The sequence below is a fragment of the Micromonospora sp. NPDC023644 genome (genome assembly GCF_040640115.1).
Taxonomy (GTDB): Bacteria; Actinomycetota; Actinomycetes; order Mycobacteriales; family Micromonosporaceae; genus Micromonospora.
Genome location: NZ_JBFABA010000051.1, coordinates 24,592 through 40,913, shown reverse-complemented (window position 1 = coordinate 40,913; position 16,322 = coordinate 24,592). Strand labels below are relative to the sequence as shown.

Below are 16,322 nucleotides of genomic sequence, written 5' to 3'. Positions count from 1 at the left end.
CCGCGACCAGCGCGACGGCCGGCGCGGCCCAGCCGGCCCACGCCGGCAGGCCGAGCGGGTCGGCGCGGCCGAGCAGCGTCAGCGCCGGGTGGTAGCTGACGAAGGCGAAGCCCAGGCCGTACGCGAACAGCGCGCGGAACCAGCTCCCGAAGACGGTGACCGGGTACGAGGTGAAGTCCCGGCCGCCGTAGGTGACCGAGTTGGCCAGCTGGCCGGAGTCGACCCACCAGAACGAGACGGTGGCGGTGGCCACGAAGACCGACCCGAAGAAGACCATGCCGGCCAGTGGGGCGAGGACCACCAGCAGCGCCCGCGCCGGGGTCCACTCGACACCGGCCGAGCCGACGGCGACGACCAGCACGGCGAGCCCGAAGACCGCGCGCGACACCTTGCGCAGCGGCAGGTCCATCAGCAGCAGCTGGGGCAGGGCGCCGAGCGGGCGGACCAGCACGGCGTCGAAGAGCCCGGTGCGCACGTACCCGGGCAGCCGCTCGATGTTGCCCACCAGCAGGTCGGCGACGGCGAAAGCGCAGGCCGAGAGGCCGACGATCACCAGCGTCTCGCGCAGCGTGAAGCCGCCCAGCTCCCGGGTGACCCCGAAGATCACCAGCACGGTGAGCACGTCGACGACGGTGGAACCGACGTTGCCCACCAGGTCGATCGCGAACGAGGTCCGGTACGCCGTCTGCGCGCGGGCCTGCGCGCCGAGCAGCGCCCGGTACGCCGCCAGCGCCCCGCCCGACGCGTCAGCCACCCTGCACCACCAGGCGGCGCTCGGCACGGCGCTGCACCAGCCGGCAGGCGGCCAGGATCAGCACCGCCCAGGCGAGCTGGAGGCCGACCAGCCCGACCTGGACGCCGGTCGGGTCGCGCTCGACCAGCACGTCGAGCGGGGTCTGCAACAGGCTCGGGAAGGGGGTGCCCAGCCACAGGACGAGCTGGAGCCACTCCGGCAGGAAGCGCAGCGGAAAGTTGAGCCCGGCGAGCACACCCGAGGCGAGGGTCCAGAGGATCAACGGCCCCCGGACGTCCTGCAACCAGTACGCGGTCGCGTTGACCAGGAACCGGCAACCGAAGCAGAGGACCACGGCGGCGACGACGGAGACCACGAAGATCGGCAGGGTGGACCAGCGGCGGGGCACGTGGACCTCGAAGAAGAGCGGCCCGACCAGCACCGGCGGCAGGAACCGGACCAGCGCGGCGTGGCCGGCACGGCCCAGGTCGGCGGCGAGATGGCTGGTCACGGGGTGCACGGGCCGGAGCAGGTCGCTGGCGACGTCGCCGGTGCGGATCCGGTCGGCCAGCTCGGTCCAGCCCCAGAGGAGGACGACCGCCAGCAGGCCCTGGCCCACCCAGACGAAGGTGGCGAGCTGCGCCCGGTCGTACCCGGCCACCGTGCCGGCCGCGCCGGCCACCGCGAGCAGGACGTAGCACCGCAGGAAGCCGAAGACCGTGTTGGTCACGACGCCCGCCACGGACGCCTGCCGGTACGTGGCGTAACGTCGAAAGCCTGATCCGGTTATAGCCTTAAATGTCCGGAACCATAGGATAACGTTTGGGACGGTGGGCGGTGCCACAGTGGCGGTGACCGAGCCCACGCCGCTACCCTCCATCCGCAGCCAAGCCGTACCGGAGGGGGCGACTCTACCGGCACGTGGAGCGCCCAGCGCGACAATTTTGCAACGAGGTGACATCGCCGTGAGCGAGCGGACGCGGGCCGGGCACCGGGGCGCCGCCGTGAGCGGACGGACGCCGGCCGGGCACCCGGGCGCGCCCACGCGCGGACGGCACCCCGCGGGCGTCGCGCCTACCCTCCGTGGCGACGGGTCGACCGGATGAGCCGCTACGCCGACCACTGGCACGACTCCGCCGAGCCGGCCTGGATGATCGAGCCGACCACCGAGTGGCACCCGCAGTTCCCGGGCCAGCGCTACGCGGGCGACAACGGCGTCGGACACGCGCCGCCCGCGCCCCGCAGCCGCTCGGCCGTCGGCCGGGCCGAGGTGCCCCCACTCGCGCCGACCCGGCCGGACGGGACCTACATCGGCCGGTCGTGGGACGACCTGCCCGACGGGCGGCCCAGTCGGCAGGACGCCTGGAACGGCCGGCCGGACAACCCCGACCCGCGACGGCACGGCGACGAGTCGTACCGCCACCCGCAGGCCGATCCGCGCCGGCAGGACGACCGACAGTGGCCGCCCCGGCAGGAGCCGCCGCACCGCAACGACCGGGGCGGATTCGACGCCCCCGGCCGGCCCGTCGACTCCCCCCGACAGCGCGACCACGCCGGGCCCGACCGCTACGACACCCGCACGCCCCGGTACGAGCCGGCCGGGCGGGACCGCCCCGTCTCCCCCGCCGGCAGGTCGGAGCCGGGCTGGCTCCCGGAGCCCGACGAGGACGCGCCGCCCCGCCGCTCGCCGGCGTACGAGCACCCGAACGCCAGCTACGACCAACGACCAGACCGGGGCCACGACCGCCGGGCCGAGCGCGGCCACGACCGTCCCCCAGCGTCCGAACCGGACCGCCGGGCCGAGCGCGGCCACGACCGTCCCCCAGCGTCCGGACCGGACCGCCGGGCCGAGCGCGGCCACGACCGTCCCCCAGCGTCCGGACCCGACCGTCGGCCGGAGAGCGTGGACGACCGCCAGGCGGGCAGGGACGGGCGCCGGCCCCGCTACCAGTACGGCGCCCCGGCCCCGGAGCCCCGCCCCTCCGACGGGCAGCGGGAGCGCCCCTCCGACGGCCACTGGGAACGCTCCTCGGGCGCCCAGTGGGAGCGTTCGTCCGACCCGCAGTGGGAGCGCTCCGCCGCCCCGCAGTGGGAGCGCGGCTCCGGCGACCAGCAGTGGGAGCGCGGCTCCGGCGGGCGGGGCCGCGAGCACGGCGTACCCGCCGACGGCTGGCCGCGCCCCGAGCGGACCCCCGCCGGGCAGCAGCCGCGCCCCGACGGGCAATGGCGGCAGCAGGAGCCGGACGAGCACCGGCGGGCGCACGAGGCGGCGCGTGCCGAGACGTACCCCGAGCGGGGTCCGCACGGGACCGCTCGGCCGGACGCCCATCGGGAGGCCGAGGCGTACCGAGGAGGGCACCCGCGGCAGGACGGCGGCCTGCCCTGGCCACCGCCCGGCCCCGTGCGGCCCGGTCCCGACCGGGACGCGGCGCGACGCGCCGAGATCCACCCCGAGCACCGGCGACCGGACGACCGCCCCCGCCCCGAAGACGCCGCGACTCCGCCGCTCCCGCCCGGGTACGACCACCGGCGGTCCTCCCCGACCTACGGTGCCCCGGCCTCCGGGCCGGCGGCCCCCGGACCGGCGGGCTTCCGGACCCCGGCCGGGGACGTCGCGGCCCAGGGCCGACCCGTCTCCCCCGCGCCGGCCCGCGACCTGCCGCACGCCGACCGGCCCGACCCGACCGCGCCGGTGCACCCCCGGCCGGTGTCGCCCGCCGGTCCCCCGGCCGCGCCTGTCTCGCCCGCCGGTCCGGTCACCGGACCGGTGTCGCCCGCCGGCCCCCTCGCCGGGCGGACGCCGCCGGCGGGCCCCGTCCCGACCCCGATCTCGCCGGCAGGGCCGGCCGTCAACCGCCCGGTGTCACCGGCAGGCCCGGCAGACCAGGTGGTCGGCCGGCCCACGTCACCGGCGGGCCCGGCCGTCAGCCGCCCTGTGTCGCCCGCCGGCCCGGCGGACCAGGCGTTCGGCCGCCCGACGTCACCGGCGGGCCCGGCCGTCAGCCGCCCTGTGTCGCCCGCCGGCCCGGCAGACCAGGCGGTCGGCCGCCCGATGTCGGCCCCCGACCGCACGACGGCCCCGGCGGATCCGGGCACCGGCCGGCCGATGTCTCCCGCGAGCCCGGCCGCCGCCCGCCCGGCGGACCCGGTGGCTGGTGCGCCGGTGTCGCCCGCGGGCCCCGCGGCCGGGCGGCCGGGATCACCGGTGCCGGACACCGACCGGCCTGGCTCCCCCGCCCCTGTCGCGGGTCGCCCTGGCGCGCCGAACCCGGTCCCGCCGGCTCCCGTTTCCGCCGTGCCCGTACCCCCGCCGGGACCGGTCCAGGGACCACCGGCTGCCAGCCCCCGACCTGCCCCCGGAGAGCCGTTCCCGCCCACCAGCCACGCGCCCCGCCCGGCTCCCGACGAACCGTTCCCGCCCAGCGACCGGACGCCCCACCCAACCCGCGAGGACGACGCCACGCCGACCTCGGCGCCTCCCGCCGCCCGGCTGCGCCTGGAGTTCCTGCCGGCACCAGAGGCGACCGCCAGCAGGGTGTCCGGTTTGGCACCCGAGGCGACCGCCGACCCGGCAGGTCCGGCCCGGCAGGCGACGGCCGGCACCATGCCCGGTCCGGCCCCGGCACCCCCCGGAGCGGCCCAGCCGGACGCACCGACGCCGCACCCGGGCGCCGGCCTCGGCGAGGCCCGGTCCGTGGCGCAGCCCTCGACGTCCACGCCGTCCGGGCGGCCGTCCGCCACCCCGCCGACCGCATCGCCCCGCTCGCCCGAGAGCCCGCAAGCCGCCGGCACGGCCAGGCAGGACGCCCCGGCACCGCAGCTGCCCATCGCGCCCGACAGGCCCAGGCGGTACGTCCCGCCCCCGCCGAGCGACCCGCCCAGGCCGGCCGCCCCGCCGCGTCCCGAGTCATCCACGCCGAGCGGGTCGGACGCCTGGTTCCGACCGTCCCGGCCCGCGCCACCTCCCCCGGCCTCGCCGGACGAGGCGCGGCCCGCCAGCCACGTTGACGCTCCCCCGACCGCTACGCCGGCCCCGAGTACCCCGTCGGCCCCGACCGGCACGTCGACTCCAAGCAGCACGTCGACTCCAAGCAGCACGTCGACTCAGAGCAGTGCGTTGGCCCCGAGCGGCACGTCGGCCCCGAGCGGCACGTCGGCTCCGAGCGGCACGGCGGCCCCGAACGGCACGTCGGCTTCGAGCAGCACGGCGACGCCCAGCGGTACGTCGGCGCCGAGCAGCCCAGCGGCCCCAAGCGGCACGTCGACTCCAAGCAGCATGGCGGCCTCGAACGGCACGGCGCCTCCGAGCGCCATGTCGGCTCCAGGCACTGCGGCGGCCTTGAGCAGCGCGGCGGCTCCAGGTGACTCGTCGGGCCTGGACGTCATGCCGCCCCTGGGCCGCGACGCGTCCGTCCCGAATCCTGCCGACGACGGTGCCGCCTCGCCCGAGCCCGCTGACGACCGCCCCGAACCGCCGATCGAGGCCACCCCAGAGGCACCTGCCCCGGTCTCCCCAGCCGGCCCGCCGGTCGCCGGCCCACCGCCTGCCCCGGTCTCGCCGGCCGGTTCGCCGGTGTCCGGCCCTGCGGTCGTACCGGCCCCGCCCACCACGCCGGCACCGTCCGCGTCCTCCCTCTTCGAGCCGGTGTCCGGTCCGTCCGCTGGGCAGGCGCCCTCCGTGCCCCTCCCGGTGTCCGGCCCGCCCGCCGGCCCAGCCGCCGCGCCCGCCCCAACGACCCCTGCGCCTTCCGTCCCCGTCCCATCGAGCGCTGAGGGGGCGGCCCCGGCGGAGCCGCCGCCGGTCGCCGCACCACCGGAGCAGCCGGTCTCCGGGCTGCCCGTGCAGGCTGTCCCCCCGCCGTCCGCGACTCCATCGCCGTCGGCGCCGTCCACCGCCGCATCGTCGGCGCCGCTCGTTCCCGTCCCATCGGCGGAAGCGGTTCAGACACGGCCGACCGTGCCCGGCCCCGTCGCGGCGGAAGAAACCGCTCCGGATGCAGCGGCACGGCCGGCATCCGCCCCGCCGACCCTGGACGCCCCGGCCCCACGCGACCCCGATCATGACGCCCCCGCGGCCTACCTCCCTGGCCCGGGAACTCCGGCCCCCGCCACGTCTCCCCCGCTCGAACCGGTCGAACGGGTGCCGAACGCCCCGGCTGAGCCCGTCGGTGGAACACCATGGTTGTCACCGAGGACCTTTGACACCCGTGGTGTTCCACCCGTCGCGGCCGATCCGCCTCCGATGGCCGCATCGTCCACCAGCACCGGGACATCGGCGTCAGCGCCGCCGGCCACCCCCGTCGCCGCCGCTTCGGCGGAACCGACGCAGGTGTTCCGGACCGGCCCTGTCGCCGAGCCGCCGGCCGGGACGAGCGAGCCGGTCCCGGCCGCACCACCGGCGCGACCTGTCTCCGCCCCGCCGGCCCAGCCCACCTCCGCGCCGTCAGCCCAGCCCACCTCCACACCGCCGCCGGCCCAGCCCGTCTCCGCGCCGCCGGCCCAGCCCACCTCCACACCGCCGCCGGCCCAGCCCGTCTCCGCGCCGCCGGCCCAGCCCACCTCCCCGCAGGCGGTCCCGCCTGTCTTCGCGCCGTCAGCCCAGCCCATCTCCACGCCACCGGCCCAGCCAGTTCCTACGCCGGCGGTCCCGCCTGTCGCCGGAGCGCCCGTCACGCCTCCTTCGTACGCGCCGGGGCAGGACACGTTTGTCGCTACCGCGCCACAGGCCGAACCGGTGTCGGCACCGCCGAGCGAGTCGGTCCCCGCACCACAGGCCGCTCCGCAGGCCGCACCGGCGCCGGCCCCGCCCACCACGCCCGTCGCGGCGGCGCAGCCTGTCCCCGCACCCGCCAGCGACCTCGTGCCGGCCCGGCCCGTTTCCGCGCCACCGGCAGCCTCGGCGCCGCCTACGGACACGTTGCCGGCACCCGCCGTTCCCGAGCCGCCCACGCGGCCGGTCTCCGCGCCGCCCGTGCCGTCGGCATGGACGCAGGCCACCTCCGCGCCGCCCCTGGACGAGCCGGCGCGGCCGGTCTCCGCGCCGCCCGTGCCGTCGGCATGGACGCAGGCCACCTCCGCGCCGCCCGTGGACAAGCCGGCGCGGCCGGCGTCCGCGCCGCCCGACATCGCGCCGCCCGTTCCGCCACCGGCGGCGCAGGCCACCCCCGCGCCGGCAGTCGACCTACCGGCGCGGCCGGCGTCCGCGCCACCTGTCGCAGCGCCATCCATCGCCGCACCGCCCGACGCCGCACCAGCCGGTGGGCAGGTGCCGACGGCGGGCGTGGACCTGGCCACCGCGCCCGGCACTGCCGACCCCCGCACCCCCGAGCCGAGAACCGCCGAACCGAGCATCGCCGGCATCCGCGCCGCCGAAACGAGTAACTCCGGACCGAGCAGCGCCGAAACGAGCGGCACCGCACCACGGGCCGCCGGAACCAGCGGCACCGGAGCAAGCGGCACCGCACCACGGGCCGCCGGAGCGAGCGGTGCCGGAGCGAGCGGTGCCGGAGCAAGCACCCCCGGACCGAGCGGCGCCGAGTCGTGGGCCGGCGGGTTGCCCGGCGGGTCGCGGGACGGCGGGCGTCCCAGTGCGGCGGCGCAGGGTGATCCGGAGCAGCTGCTGGCGAGCTACCGCTGGCGGCTCGATCCGGTGACCCTCCGGGAGATCGTCGAGGAGCCGGACGAGTTCCGGACGGTACGGAGGCGGCTGACCGAGAAGCTGGGCGCGGCCGTGGACAACAAGTCGCGCGCCCGGCTGCTCAGCCTGCGGGCGGTGGTGTCCCGGATCCTCGGCGAGCTGGACGACGCCCTCGCGGACGGTCGGCTCGCGCTCACCTACGCCGAGGCCACCGGGGAGCTGCGGCGTACGGCGGTGGCCCAGGCGCGGCTGGCGCACGTGCTGCGCTGGCGTGGCGAGTTCGTCGAGGCCGACCGGCTCTTCGCCGAGGCCAACTCCACCGAGTTGCCCGACCGGCTGCGCGCGGTGCTGCACGAGCACGCCGGGCGGTGCTGCTACGACCAGGGCCGGCTGATGGAGGCATGCCACCACTTCGAGCGGGCCCTGGACCTGCGGGGCACCCAGGACCCCGAGTTGCAGGCCCGGATCCGGCTGAGCCTGGACTCGGTGGCGCAGCGGGTCGCGGAGACGGGCTTCGGGCCGTACCCCCGCAGCCGAGAGGAGGTGCTGGAGCGTGACCGGCCCCCGGCGCCGGCCCGCGACGGCGGCCTGTGGGGTTTCTCCGACCCGGACGGCGACATGGTGATCGCGGCCGAGTACGCGGAGGCGCAGCCGTTCCGCGACGGGCTGGCCTGGGTGCGGCGCCCCGAGACCGAGCGGTGGTCGCTGGTCGACCGCACCGGCGCCACGGTGCTCGAACCGTCGTACCCGGTGGTCCGCTCGTTCTCCGACGGGCTGGCCTGGGTGTCCGAGGGCGGCGACGCGGGCTGGGTGGCGATCGACGCCACCGGCGAGGTGGTCGTGCCGCACGGCTTCGCGGACGTACGCCCATTCCAGCGCGGCGTGGCCGTGGTCCGCCGGGACGGCTGGGGCGCGGTCGACCGCAACGGCCGGATCGTGGTGCCCACCCGGCACCACGGCTTCTCCACCGTGCTGGCCGACGGCCGGTACGTCGACGGCTTCACCGAGGAGGGGCTGGCCGTGGTGGACGTGGCCGGTCGGCGCGGCGTGGTGAACCGGGCCGGCAAGGTGCTGGTCCCGCCCACCCATCCGGCGCTGGTCATCCACCCGGTCGCGTTCCTGGTCGGCGACGGCATGGGCCGCTGGGGGGCGCTCGACCGCCGGGGTGAGCCGCTGATCGAGCCGGTGCACCGCGACCGCGACGAGGTCGTCGCCGAGATCGAGCGGCTGCTCGTCGACACCAGCCCCGTGCTCTGAGCGACACCGGGACCCGCCACGAGCGGTGGGCATGATCCGAACGGGCTAGGGTCGAGTCATGGAATTCCGTCACCTGGGCCGTTCCGGCCTGATGGTCAGCGAGATCTCGTACGGCAACTGGATCACCCACGGCTCGCAGGTCGAGGAGGACGCGGCGTTCGCCTGCGTCCGGGCCGCCCTGGACGTGGGCATCACCACCTTCGACACGGCCGACGTGTACGCGGGCACCCGCGCCGAGGACGTGCTGGGCCGCGCGCTGGAGGGCGAGCGGCGCGAGGGGCTGGAGATCTTCACCAAGGTGTACTGGCCCACGGGGCCGGGCCGCAACGACCGGAGCCTGTCCCGCAAGCACATCATGGAGTCGATCAACGGCTCGCTGCGCCGGCTGCGCACCGACTACGTGGACCTCTACCAGGCCCACCGGTACGACTACAGCACGCCGTTGGAGGAGACGATGGAGGCCTTCGCCGACGTCGTGCACTCCGGCAAGGCGCTCTACATCGGCGTCTCCGAGTGGAAGGCGTCGCAGATCCGCGAGGCCCACCAGCTCGCCCGGGAGCTGCACATCCCGCTGGTCTCCAACCAGCCGCAGTACTCGATGCTCTGGCGGGTCATCGAGTCCGAGGTCGTCCCCACCAGCGAGGAGCTGGGCGTCGGGCAGATCGTCTGGTCGCCGATCGCGCAGGGCGTCCTCTCCGGCAAGTACCTGCCGGGCCAGCCGCCGCCGGCCGGCTCCCGGGCCACCGACGAGAAGTCGGGCGCGGGCTTCATCTCCCGGTTCATGACCGACGAGGTCCTGTCCCGGGTGCAGCGGCTCAAGCCGCTGGCCGAGCAGGCCGGGCTGAGCATGGCGCAGCTCGCCGTCGCCTGGGTGTTGCAGAACCCGAACGTCTCCTCGGCGATCGTCGGCGCCTCCCGCCCGGAGCAGGTGCACGACAACGTCAAGGCGGCCGGCGTGAAGCTCGACGCCGAGCTGCTCAAGGCGATCGACGAGATCATCGACCCGATCGTCGAGCGCGACCCGGCCCGCACGGAGTCTCCCGCCGAGCGTCCGTGACGCGTCCCGGCCCGGCCGGCCCCGCAACACGGCCGGCCGGGCCGGGCCGCGCTCACCACAGGGCCACCGGACCACGTTGCCAGCGGCCGCGCCGCCAGGCCGGATCGTGCCGGACCGCCGCCGGATCGTGCCGGCGGGGGCGTCGGTCACCGCCGCCGGATCGTGCCGGCGGGGGCGTCGGTCAGCCCTGCCAGAAGCGGACCAGGTCCAGGCCGAGGGCGTAGAGCCACGGGGGCAGGCCGAGGAAGCCGCCGACGGCGAAGACCGCGTCGAAGAACCAGCCGCCGATGCGCGGGTTCCACAGCAGCGCGAACAGCAGGATGAAGCCGAACGGGGCGAACAGGTCGTACATCCTGCGCCACTGCGGGTTCAACCACGGCTGGATCATGTTGCCGCCGTCCAGGCCGGGCACCGGGAGCAGGTTGAGCACGCTCGCGGTGAGCTGGAGGAACGCCAGCAGCGCCACGGCCGCCCAGAACTCGACGGGCCCGCCACCGGCCGCCCCGAGGCGTACGGCGAGCACCAGGACGAGCGTGAACAGCACGTTGGTGGCCGGGCCGGCGAGGCTGACCAGGGTGTGCCGCAGCCGCCCCGGGATGGCGTGCCGGTCCACCCAGACCGCCCCGCCGGGCAGGCCGATGCCGCCGAGCAGCACGACCACCACCGGCAGCGCGATCGACAGCAGCGGGTGGCTGTACTTCAGCGGGTTGAGCGTCAGGTAGCCCCGGTGGGCGACGCTGCGGTCGCCGGCCCGGAACGCGACGACGGCGTGGGCGTACTCGTGCAGGCAGAGCGAGACCAGCCAGCCGGACACGACGAAGAGGAACACGTCGAGCCGGACGTTGCCGAACCCGTTCCAGGTGAGCACCCCGCTGGTCGCGAAGAGCGCGACCAGCGCGAGGAAGACCGGGCTGGGCCGGAACGCCGCCCGGGGTATGCCGAGCACCAGCGGCTCGCCCCCCGGGCGGTCGCCGGCCATCACTCCGCCGGAGGCAGCAGGCTCATGCGGTAGTCCACCCGGTCGTCCTCGACGAGCGCGACCGATGTGACGCCGGACGCCGCGAGCTCCCGCCAGGCCTGACCGATCCAGGACTCGGCGTCCGCCTGGCTGCTGAACGACTCCGCCGGCCCCTCGACCGACTCACCGTTCGCGCCCTCGTACCGCCAGCTCCACGCCATGCCGCGTCTCCCCTCGCCGCTGATGTCCCGTGGGACGAACCCCCGCCAGCGTAGTCGGCCGGGCGCGGGGCGGCCCGACATCCGTCCGGCGGCCGCGACGGCCGGGGCCGACGAACCGCGCGCCGCCCGGGCGGCGCGGGGTTCGTCGGCCCCGGTCCGGGTATGGGCCACCTGACGCGCGACGGGGGCGGTCGCGGACCGCCGACGGGCCTGGAGGGGGCGACGATGGACGAACCGCTGCACGACAAGGACACCGAGACGCTGCGGGCGATGGCGGTACGCGGCGGCATCGTGGGGGCCGCGCACATGGAACGGGAGGACCTGCTGGACGCCCTCGTCGCCCGGCCCGGCGAGGGCGCCTGGCAGGAGGACCCGAAGCCGGCGGCGGTCAACCCCAACGACTTCCAGTACCAGACCCCCCGCTAGGGCGCCCGCCCGTCCCGCCGGGCGGCCCGCCCCGTCCCACCGGGCCGGTACGGTGTCGCGGTGCTTACTCGGGGAGTGGTGCTCAGCGACCGGTACCGGCTGGACGACCGGGTGGCGACCGGCGGCATGGGCGCGGTCTGGCGGTGCACCGACGTCATGCTGGAACGCGCGGTAGCGGTGAAGGTGCTGCTGCCGGCGCTGAGCGCGGATCCCGAGTTCGCGGCCCGGTTCCGGGCGGAGGCGCGGATGCTGGCGGCGCTGCGCCACCCTGGCGTGGTCGCCGTGCACGACGTCGGCCGCTCCGTCCTCGCCGACGGCAGCCGGGTCGACTACCTGGTGATGGAGTACGTCGACGGCCAGCCGCTGAGTTCCTGGCTGCGGCGCACGGGACGGCTCGACCCGGCGTCGACCATGTCGGTGGTGACGCAGGCGGCCGAGGCGCTGCACACGGCCCACCTCGCCGGCATCGTGCACCGCGACGTGAAGCCGGGCAACCTGCTGGTGAAGCCCGACGGCCGGGTGGTGCTGGTCGACTTCGGCATCGCCCGCTCCGGCACCACGGCGGGCATCACCGCCGCCAACGTGATGCTCGGCACCGCCTCGTACATGTCGCCGGAGCAGGCCGCGAACCAGCCGGTCTCCCCGGCGACGGACGTCTACGCGCTCGGCGCGGTCGCGTACTTCTGCCTGGCCGGCCAGCCGCCGTTCGACGGGGACAACCCGCTCCAGGTGGCCCTGCGGCACCTCCAGGAGCAGCCGCCGCCGCTGCCGCCCGGCGTCCCGCCGGCGGTGGGCGCGCTGGTGCAGCGGGCGTTGGCGAAGCACCCCGGCGACCGGTTCCCCGACGCGGCGGCGATGGCCGACGCGGCGGCCGGGGCACGCGACGCGACCCTGGCCGTGGTCCCGATGTCCGCCCGCCCGCCGTGGGCCGTCGCCGACCCGACCTCGGCGGCGCAGGCCGCCGCGGGGACGGAGGCGGGCGGCAGCAACCCGGCGGCCGGCCCCGCCACGTCGCCGGCCTCCGCCGGGCCGGTCGCACCGCCGGATCCGTGGGCGCCGCTGCCGCCCGTCGTCCCGGCACGGCCGCATCCGGTCTCCGGCGCCCCCGGCGGTACGCGGCCCGTGCCGGCCCGGCGCCCGCCGTTCCCGGCCACCGGATCGCCGGTTGCGCCCCCGCCCGCCGCCGTGCCGCCGGGCCCCGCCGGACCACTGCCCGCGGGCGGACCGCCCGGCCCGCCGGGCCCGGATTCCGGGGGCGGCACCTGGGGCTCGGTCCCGCCCACCCGGGAGGACCCGGTCGCGCCCCCGCCGTCCCGGCGGCGCCGGGCCGCGCTGCTCGGCTCGGCGGCCACCGTGTTCGTGGTGCTGGTCGGGGTGGCCGCGATCGTCCTGGCCCCCGACGACGGCCCGACCGGCGGGAACGTGCCGGCGGCGCTGACCGGCGACTCCGCGGCGGCGGGCCCGCCCGGCGCGGCGGTCGACGACGGCACGGGCCGGTTCCGCGTCGGGCCCTCGCCGAGCGCCACCCGCTCGACGGCTCCGTCGGCGTCCGACAGGCCGTCGGCGTCGCCACCCGGGCGCTCCCCGGTTCCGACGGCGGGCGGCGGCGAGCCGACCGCGTCCGCTCCGGGACGGCCCGGCGCCGAACCGACGGCCAGCCAACCGGCGGAGCCGAACCCGTACACGCCGGTCGAGGCGTGCGGCAGCGGGTACAAGGTGATCGACTCGGCTGCGCTGACCGCCTCGGGCACCCGGAAGGGCCGGGTCTACCTGCTCTACCACGCCGGCACCGGCAACAACTGCGTGGTCACGATGAAGGAGACCGCAGTGGGCACGGCGACGGCCGCCTCGGCGTGGCTGGAGGTGCGGGGCCGGGCGCGCAGCACCGACAGCGGGTCGTTCTCGTACTACGCCGGGCCGGTGCGGGCCAGGGCCGCCGGGGTCTGCGTGAGGTGGGGCGGCTCCACCGGCGGGGCCAGCTACGGCAGCGGCTTCGAGCACTGCGGCTGAGCGCGCCGCTGAGCTGGCCGGTCTCGGGCGTGTGCCGGGGCCGGACTGCTCACGGTCGTGGTGGTCCTGGTGGCACCCTTTCCCTGACCCCGCTGCGGTGGATCAGTCTCGCGATCAGCGCTCTGTCGCTGCTCGTGCTGGTCCCGTCCCTCGTCGGCCGGTCGGTGTGGGCCGGCGTCCGGCTGCTCGCCGGCCGGTCGGAACCGCTCACCCGATGAGGGGCCGGTCGCACCCGCACCTCCGGGGGGCCGCACCCGGGCGCTGGCTCTAAAGTACGGGCATGTCCGTTGACGGGTGGAACACGGTCCTGGTGCTCGGCGGTATCCGGTCCGGCAAGTCCGAGTTCGCCGAGTCACTGGTCGCCGACGCGCCGACGGTCCGCTACGTGGCCACCGCCGCCGACGCGCCCGCCGAGGACGCGGAGTGGGCGGCCCGGCTGGCGGCGCACCGCGCCCGTCGGCCGGAGACCTGGACCACCGAGGAGACCGCGGACGACCCGCGCCGCCTCGCGGACGTGATCGCCTCCGCCGGGCCGAACGAGACGCTGCTCGTCGACGACCTCGGCGGCTGGGCGACCGTGCTGCTCGACCCGGCCCACCAGCCGGCGGACGACACCGCCACCATCGCCGAACTGGCGGCGGCGGTCCGCTCCTGCGCGGCCCGGCTGGTGCTGGTCAGCCCCGAGGTCGGGCTCTCCCTGGTGCCCACCACCCCGCTCGGGCGGGCCTTCACCGACGCGCTCGGGGCGGCCAACCGGGCGGTCGCCGACGCCTGCGACGCCGTGGTCCTCGTGGTCGCCGGCCAGGCGGCCTGGCTGAAGCCGGGCGCGCCGCAGCCGGCCACCGTGCCCGCGCAGGCCGGCCCCGCCCAGGCCGGTCCCCCGCAGGCCGGTCCCCCGCAGGCACCCGCCGCCGCGACCGTCGGCACGGGCGGGCCGGTGCCCGCGCCGGAACCCTCCCCGGACGTGTTCACCCCCGACACCCCGCCGCCGGCCGCGCCCGCGACGGCCGGTGCCGAGCCGAACGGCACCGCCTGGGCCGCCCCGACCATGGCGCTGCCGATGGTCGCCACCGGCCTGGTCATCCAGCCCGGCATGGAACTGCCCATGCCCGACGAGTACACCGGCCCGCAGGCGATCGAGCGGCTCGCCACCCTGGACGTGCCCGGGGCGGGACTGGGCGTGCTGGAGCGGGCGGTCGGGTTCGCCGCCGCCACCCAGGGCACCGTCACGCCGGCCCCGTGGGGCTCGGTGCGGGTGCTGCTGCTGCACGGCGACCACCTCGGTGGCGCCGCCGCCGGCACCGTGGCGGGCGAGTCGGCGCGCCGAGCCCGGCAGGCCCGCGCCGGCCAGGGGGCGCTCGCCCGGCTGGCCGCCGAGAGCGGCGCCGAGCTCCAGGTGGTGCAGGCCCCGGCGTCCGCACCCATGGAGGCCGAGCCGACGCTGACCGGGGAGCAGGTCGAGGCCGCCCTGCGGTACGGCTGGCGGCTCGCCGAGGAGGCCGCCGACGCGGGCGTACGCCTGCTGGTGCTCGGGGCGTGCGGCGCCGGCACCGAGGCCGCCGCGGCGGCGGTGCTGGTGGCGACGGCGGGCGCGGAGGCGCCGGCGGTGCTCAGGCGGGTGGTCACCGACTCGGGCGAGATCGACGACGCGGCCTGGATGAGGCGGTGCGCGGCGGTGCGGGACGCCCTGCACCGCACCCGGAACTCGCCGCGCAGCGCCAAGGACGTGCTGGCCGAGCTGGGCGGCGGGGACATCGCCGTGGCGACCGGCGTCCTGCTCGGCGCCACCGCCCGCCGGGTGCCGGTCATGCTCGACGGGCCGGTCGGGGTGGCCGCCGCCATGGTCACCCGCGACCTGGCCGGGCAGGCCCGGCACTGGTGCCTGCTGGCCGACCACGGCGGGCACCCGGCCGTGCAGCTCGGCGCTGACGTGCTCGGCCTGACGCCGCTGCTCGACCTGCGCCTCGACCTGGGCGAGGGCGCGAACGCGCTGGCCGCGCTGCCGCTGCTGCGCTCGGTGCTGGCGCTGGCCGCCGCGCTGCCGGCCCACCCGTCGCTCGGCGGCGGCGAGGACGGCGAGCCGGAGACCGACGAGCCCGACTTCCGCGAACCGGAACCCGCCGGCCCCGGACCGACCAGCACCGAACCCGACTTCCGCGAGCCGGAACCGGCCGGCCCGGGACCCACCAGCACCGGGCCGGGGACGGAACCGGTGGACCCGTCCGGCCGGCGTGCCGGCTGAGTCGCGGCTCGCCGACGGGGCCCGGCTGGCGCTGACCACCTTCACCACCCTGCCGGTCCGCGCCGGTCGCATCGACCGGTCGGTGGCGGGGACGGCGATGGCGCTCGCCCCGGCGGTCGGCGCGCTGCTCGGCGTCGTCCTCGCCGGGATCCTGCTGCTCCCGGGTGCGCTCGCGCCCCCGCTGGTCGCGGCGGCGGTGACCGTCGGCGCCGGGGCGCTGCTCACCCGCGGGCTGCACCTGGACGGGCTGGCCGACACCGTGGACGCGCTGGGGTCGTACCGGCGGGGGGCGGCCGCGCTGGAGATCATGAAGAAGCCGGACGTGGGCCCGTTCGGCGTGGTCGCGCTGGTGGTCGTACTCCTGGTGCAGACGGCCGCCCTCGCGCAGCTGGCGGGACGGTCGTGGCCGGCGGCGCTCGCGGCGGTGGTCGCGGCGACGGCCGCCGGTCGGCTCGGGGTGGCGGTGGCCTGCCGGCGCGGGGTGCCGGCCGCCCGCCCGGAGGGGCTCGGCGCGCTGGTCGCGGGCACCGTCGGACCGGTCGCCCTGGCCGCCGGGACGGTGGCCGTCGCGCTGCCGGCGCTCGCGGCCGTGCCGGGCCGCCCGTGGCAGGGGCCGCTCGCCGTCGCCGCCGCCCTCGCCGTCGCGGTGGGGCTGCTACGGCACGTGGTACGCCGGCTCGGCGGCGTCACCGGCGACGTGCTCGGCGCGACCGTCGAGGTGGTCACCACGCTGGTCTACCTGGGAGTGGTGCTGTCCGGCTGAACGGGGCACACCGCGCCG

At 77.4% G+C, this 16,322-nt stretch carries 11 protein-coding genes and 1 pseudogene; 6 read left to right on the top strand and 6 right to left on the bottom strand.

Annotated features, from left to right (window positions below):
• The 4 genes from AB0G08_RS25520 to AB0G08_RS25505 all read right to left on the bottom strand — a co-directional run.
• Positions 1 to 754, bottom strand: a 754-nt coding sequence (locus AB0G08_RS25520; RefSeq protein WP_358092156.1) for an ABC-2 family transporter protein, incomplete at its 3' end; no start/stop codon positions are given.
• Complete coding sequence (locus AB0G08_RS25515) at positions 747 to 1,598, bottom strand: ABC-2 family transporter protein (protein ID WP_358092158.1); 852 nt, start codon at positions 1,596 to 1,598, stop codon at positions 747 to 749. The genes AB0G08_RS25520 and AB0G08_RS25515, both read right to left, overlap by 8 nt.
• 3,239 nt (positions 1,599 to 4,837) lie before the next feature.
• Positions 4,838 to 5,119, bottom strand: a complete 282-nt coding sequence (locus AB0G08_RS25510; protein WP_358092154.1) for a hypothetical protein — start codon at positions 5,117 to 5,119, stop codon at positions 4,838 to 4,840.
• Positions 5,120 to 5,809: 690 nt separating this feature from the next.
• A complete protein-coding gene (locus AB0G08_RS25505; protein WP_358092152.1) occupies positions 5,810 to 7,177 on the bottom strand; it encodes a hypothetical protein in 1,368 nt (455 codons plus the stop codon).
• Between the two features lie 109 nt (positions 7,178 to 7,286).
• On the opposite strand from AB0G08_RS25505, the gene AB0G08_RS25500 reads away from it, so the two are divergent.
• Together AB0G08_RS25500 and AB0G08_RS25495 are read left to right on the top strand one after the other, a co-directional pair.
• The gene (locus tag AB0G08_RS25500; RefSeq protein ID WP_358092150.1) at positions 7,287 to 8,627 is read left to right on the top strand and encodes a WG repeat-containing protein; all 1,341 of its coding nucleotides are present in this window, start codon (positions 7,287 to 7,289) and stop codon (positions 8,625 to 8,627) included.
• 58 nt (positions 8,628 to 8,685) lie between these two features.
• Positions 8,686 to 9,684 carry an aldo/keto reductase family protein gene (locus tag AB0G08_RS25495; RefSeq protein WP_358092148.1) on the top strand — a complete coding sequence of 333 codons (999 nt, stop codon included), beginning with the start codon at positions 8,686 to 8,688 and terminating at the stop codon, positions 9,682 to 9,684.
• A 181-nt stretch (positions 9,685 to 9,865) separates the two neighbouring features.
• Here the strand turns inward: AB0G08_RS25495 and AB0G08_RS25490 are convergent, their stop codons facing one another.
• Together AB0G08_RS25490 and AB0G08_RS25485 are read right to left on the bottom strand one after the other, a co-directional pair.
• Complete coding sequence (locus AB0G08_RS25490; protein ID WP_358092146.1) at positions 9,866 to 10,663, bottom strand: site-2 protease family protein; 798 nt, start codon at positions 10,661 to 10,663, stop codon at positions 9,866 to 9,868.
• Positions 10,663 to 10,863 carry a hypothetical protein gene (locus tag AB0G08_RS25485; protein ID WP_132236111.1) on the bottom strand — a complete coding sequence of 67 codons (201 nt, stop codon included), beginning with the start codon at positions 10,861 to 10,863 and terminating at the stop codon, positions 10,663 to 10,665. The genes AB0G08_RS25490 and AB0G08_RS25485 overlap by 1 nt, the downstream gene beginning before the upstream one ends.
• 225 nt (positions 10,864 to 11,088) lie before the next feature.
• Here AB0G08_RS25485 and AB0G08_RS25480 point away from each other — a divergent pair, with 225 nt between their 5' ends.
• From AB0G08_RS25480 to cobS, 4 genes and pseudogenes are all read left to right on the top strand, one after another.
• On the top strand, positions 11,089 to 11,289 hold the full coding sequence (locus tag AB0G08_RS25480; protein ID WP_358092144.1) for a hypothetical protein: 201 nt from the start codon (positions 11,089 to 11,091) through the stop codon (positions 11,287 to 11,289).
• Positions 11,290 to 11,349: 60 nt separating this feature from the next.
• Positions 11,350 to 12,159, top strand: a pseudogene (locus AB0G08_RS25475) (serine/threonine-protein kinase); the annotation flags it as partial.
• Between the two features lie 1,420 nt (positions 12,160 to 13,579).
• The gene (locus tag AB0G08_RS25470) at positions 13,580 to 15,541 is read left to right on the top strand and encodes a bifunctional adenosylcobinamide kinase/adenosylcobinamide-phosphate guanylyltransferase (protein ID WP_358092142.1); all 1,962 of its coding nucleotides are present in this window, start codon (positions 13,580 to 13,582) and stop codon (positions 15,539 to 15,541) included.
• Positions 15,531 to 16,304 carry an adenosylcobinamide-GDP ribazoletransferase gene (gene cobS / locus AB0G08_RS25465; RefSeq protein ID WP_358092140.1) on the top strand — a complete coding sequence of 258 codons (774 nt, stop codon included), beginning with the start codon at positions 15,531 to 15,533 and terminating at the stop codon, positions 16,302 to 16,304. The genes AB0G08_RS25470 and cobS overlap by 11 nt, the downstream gene beginning before the upstream one ends.
• The last annotated feature ends 18 nt before the right edge of the window (positions 16,305 to 16,322 follow it).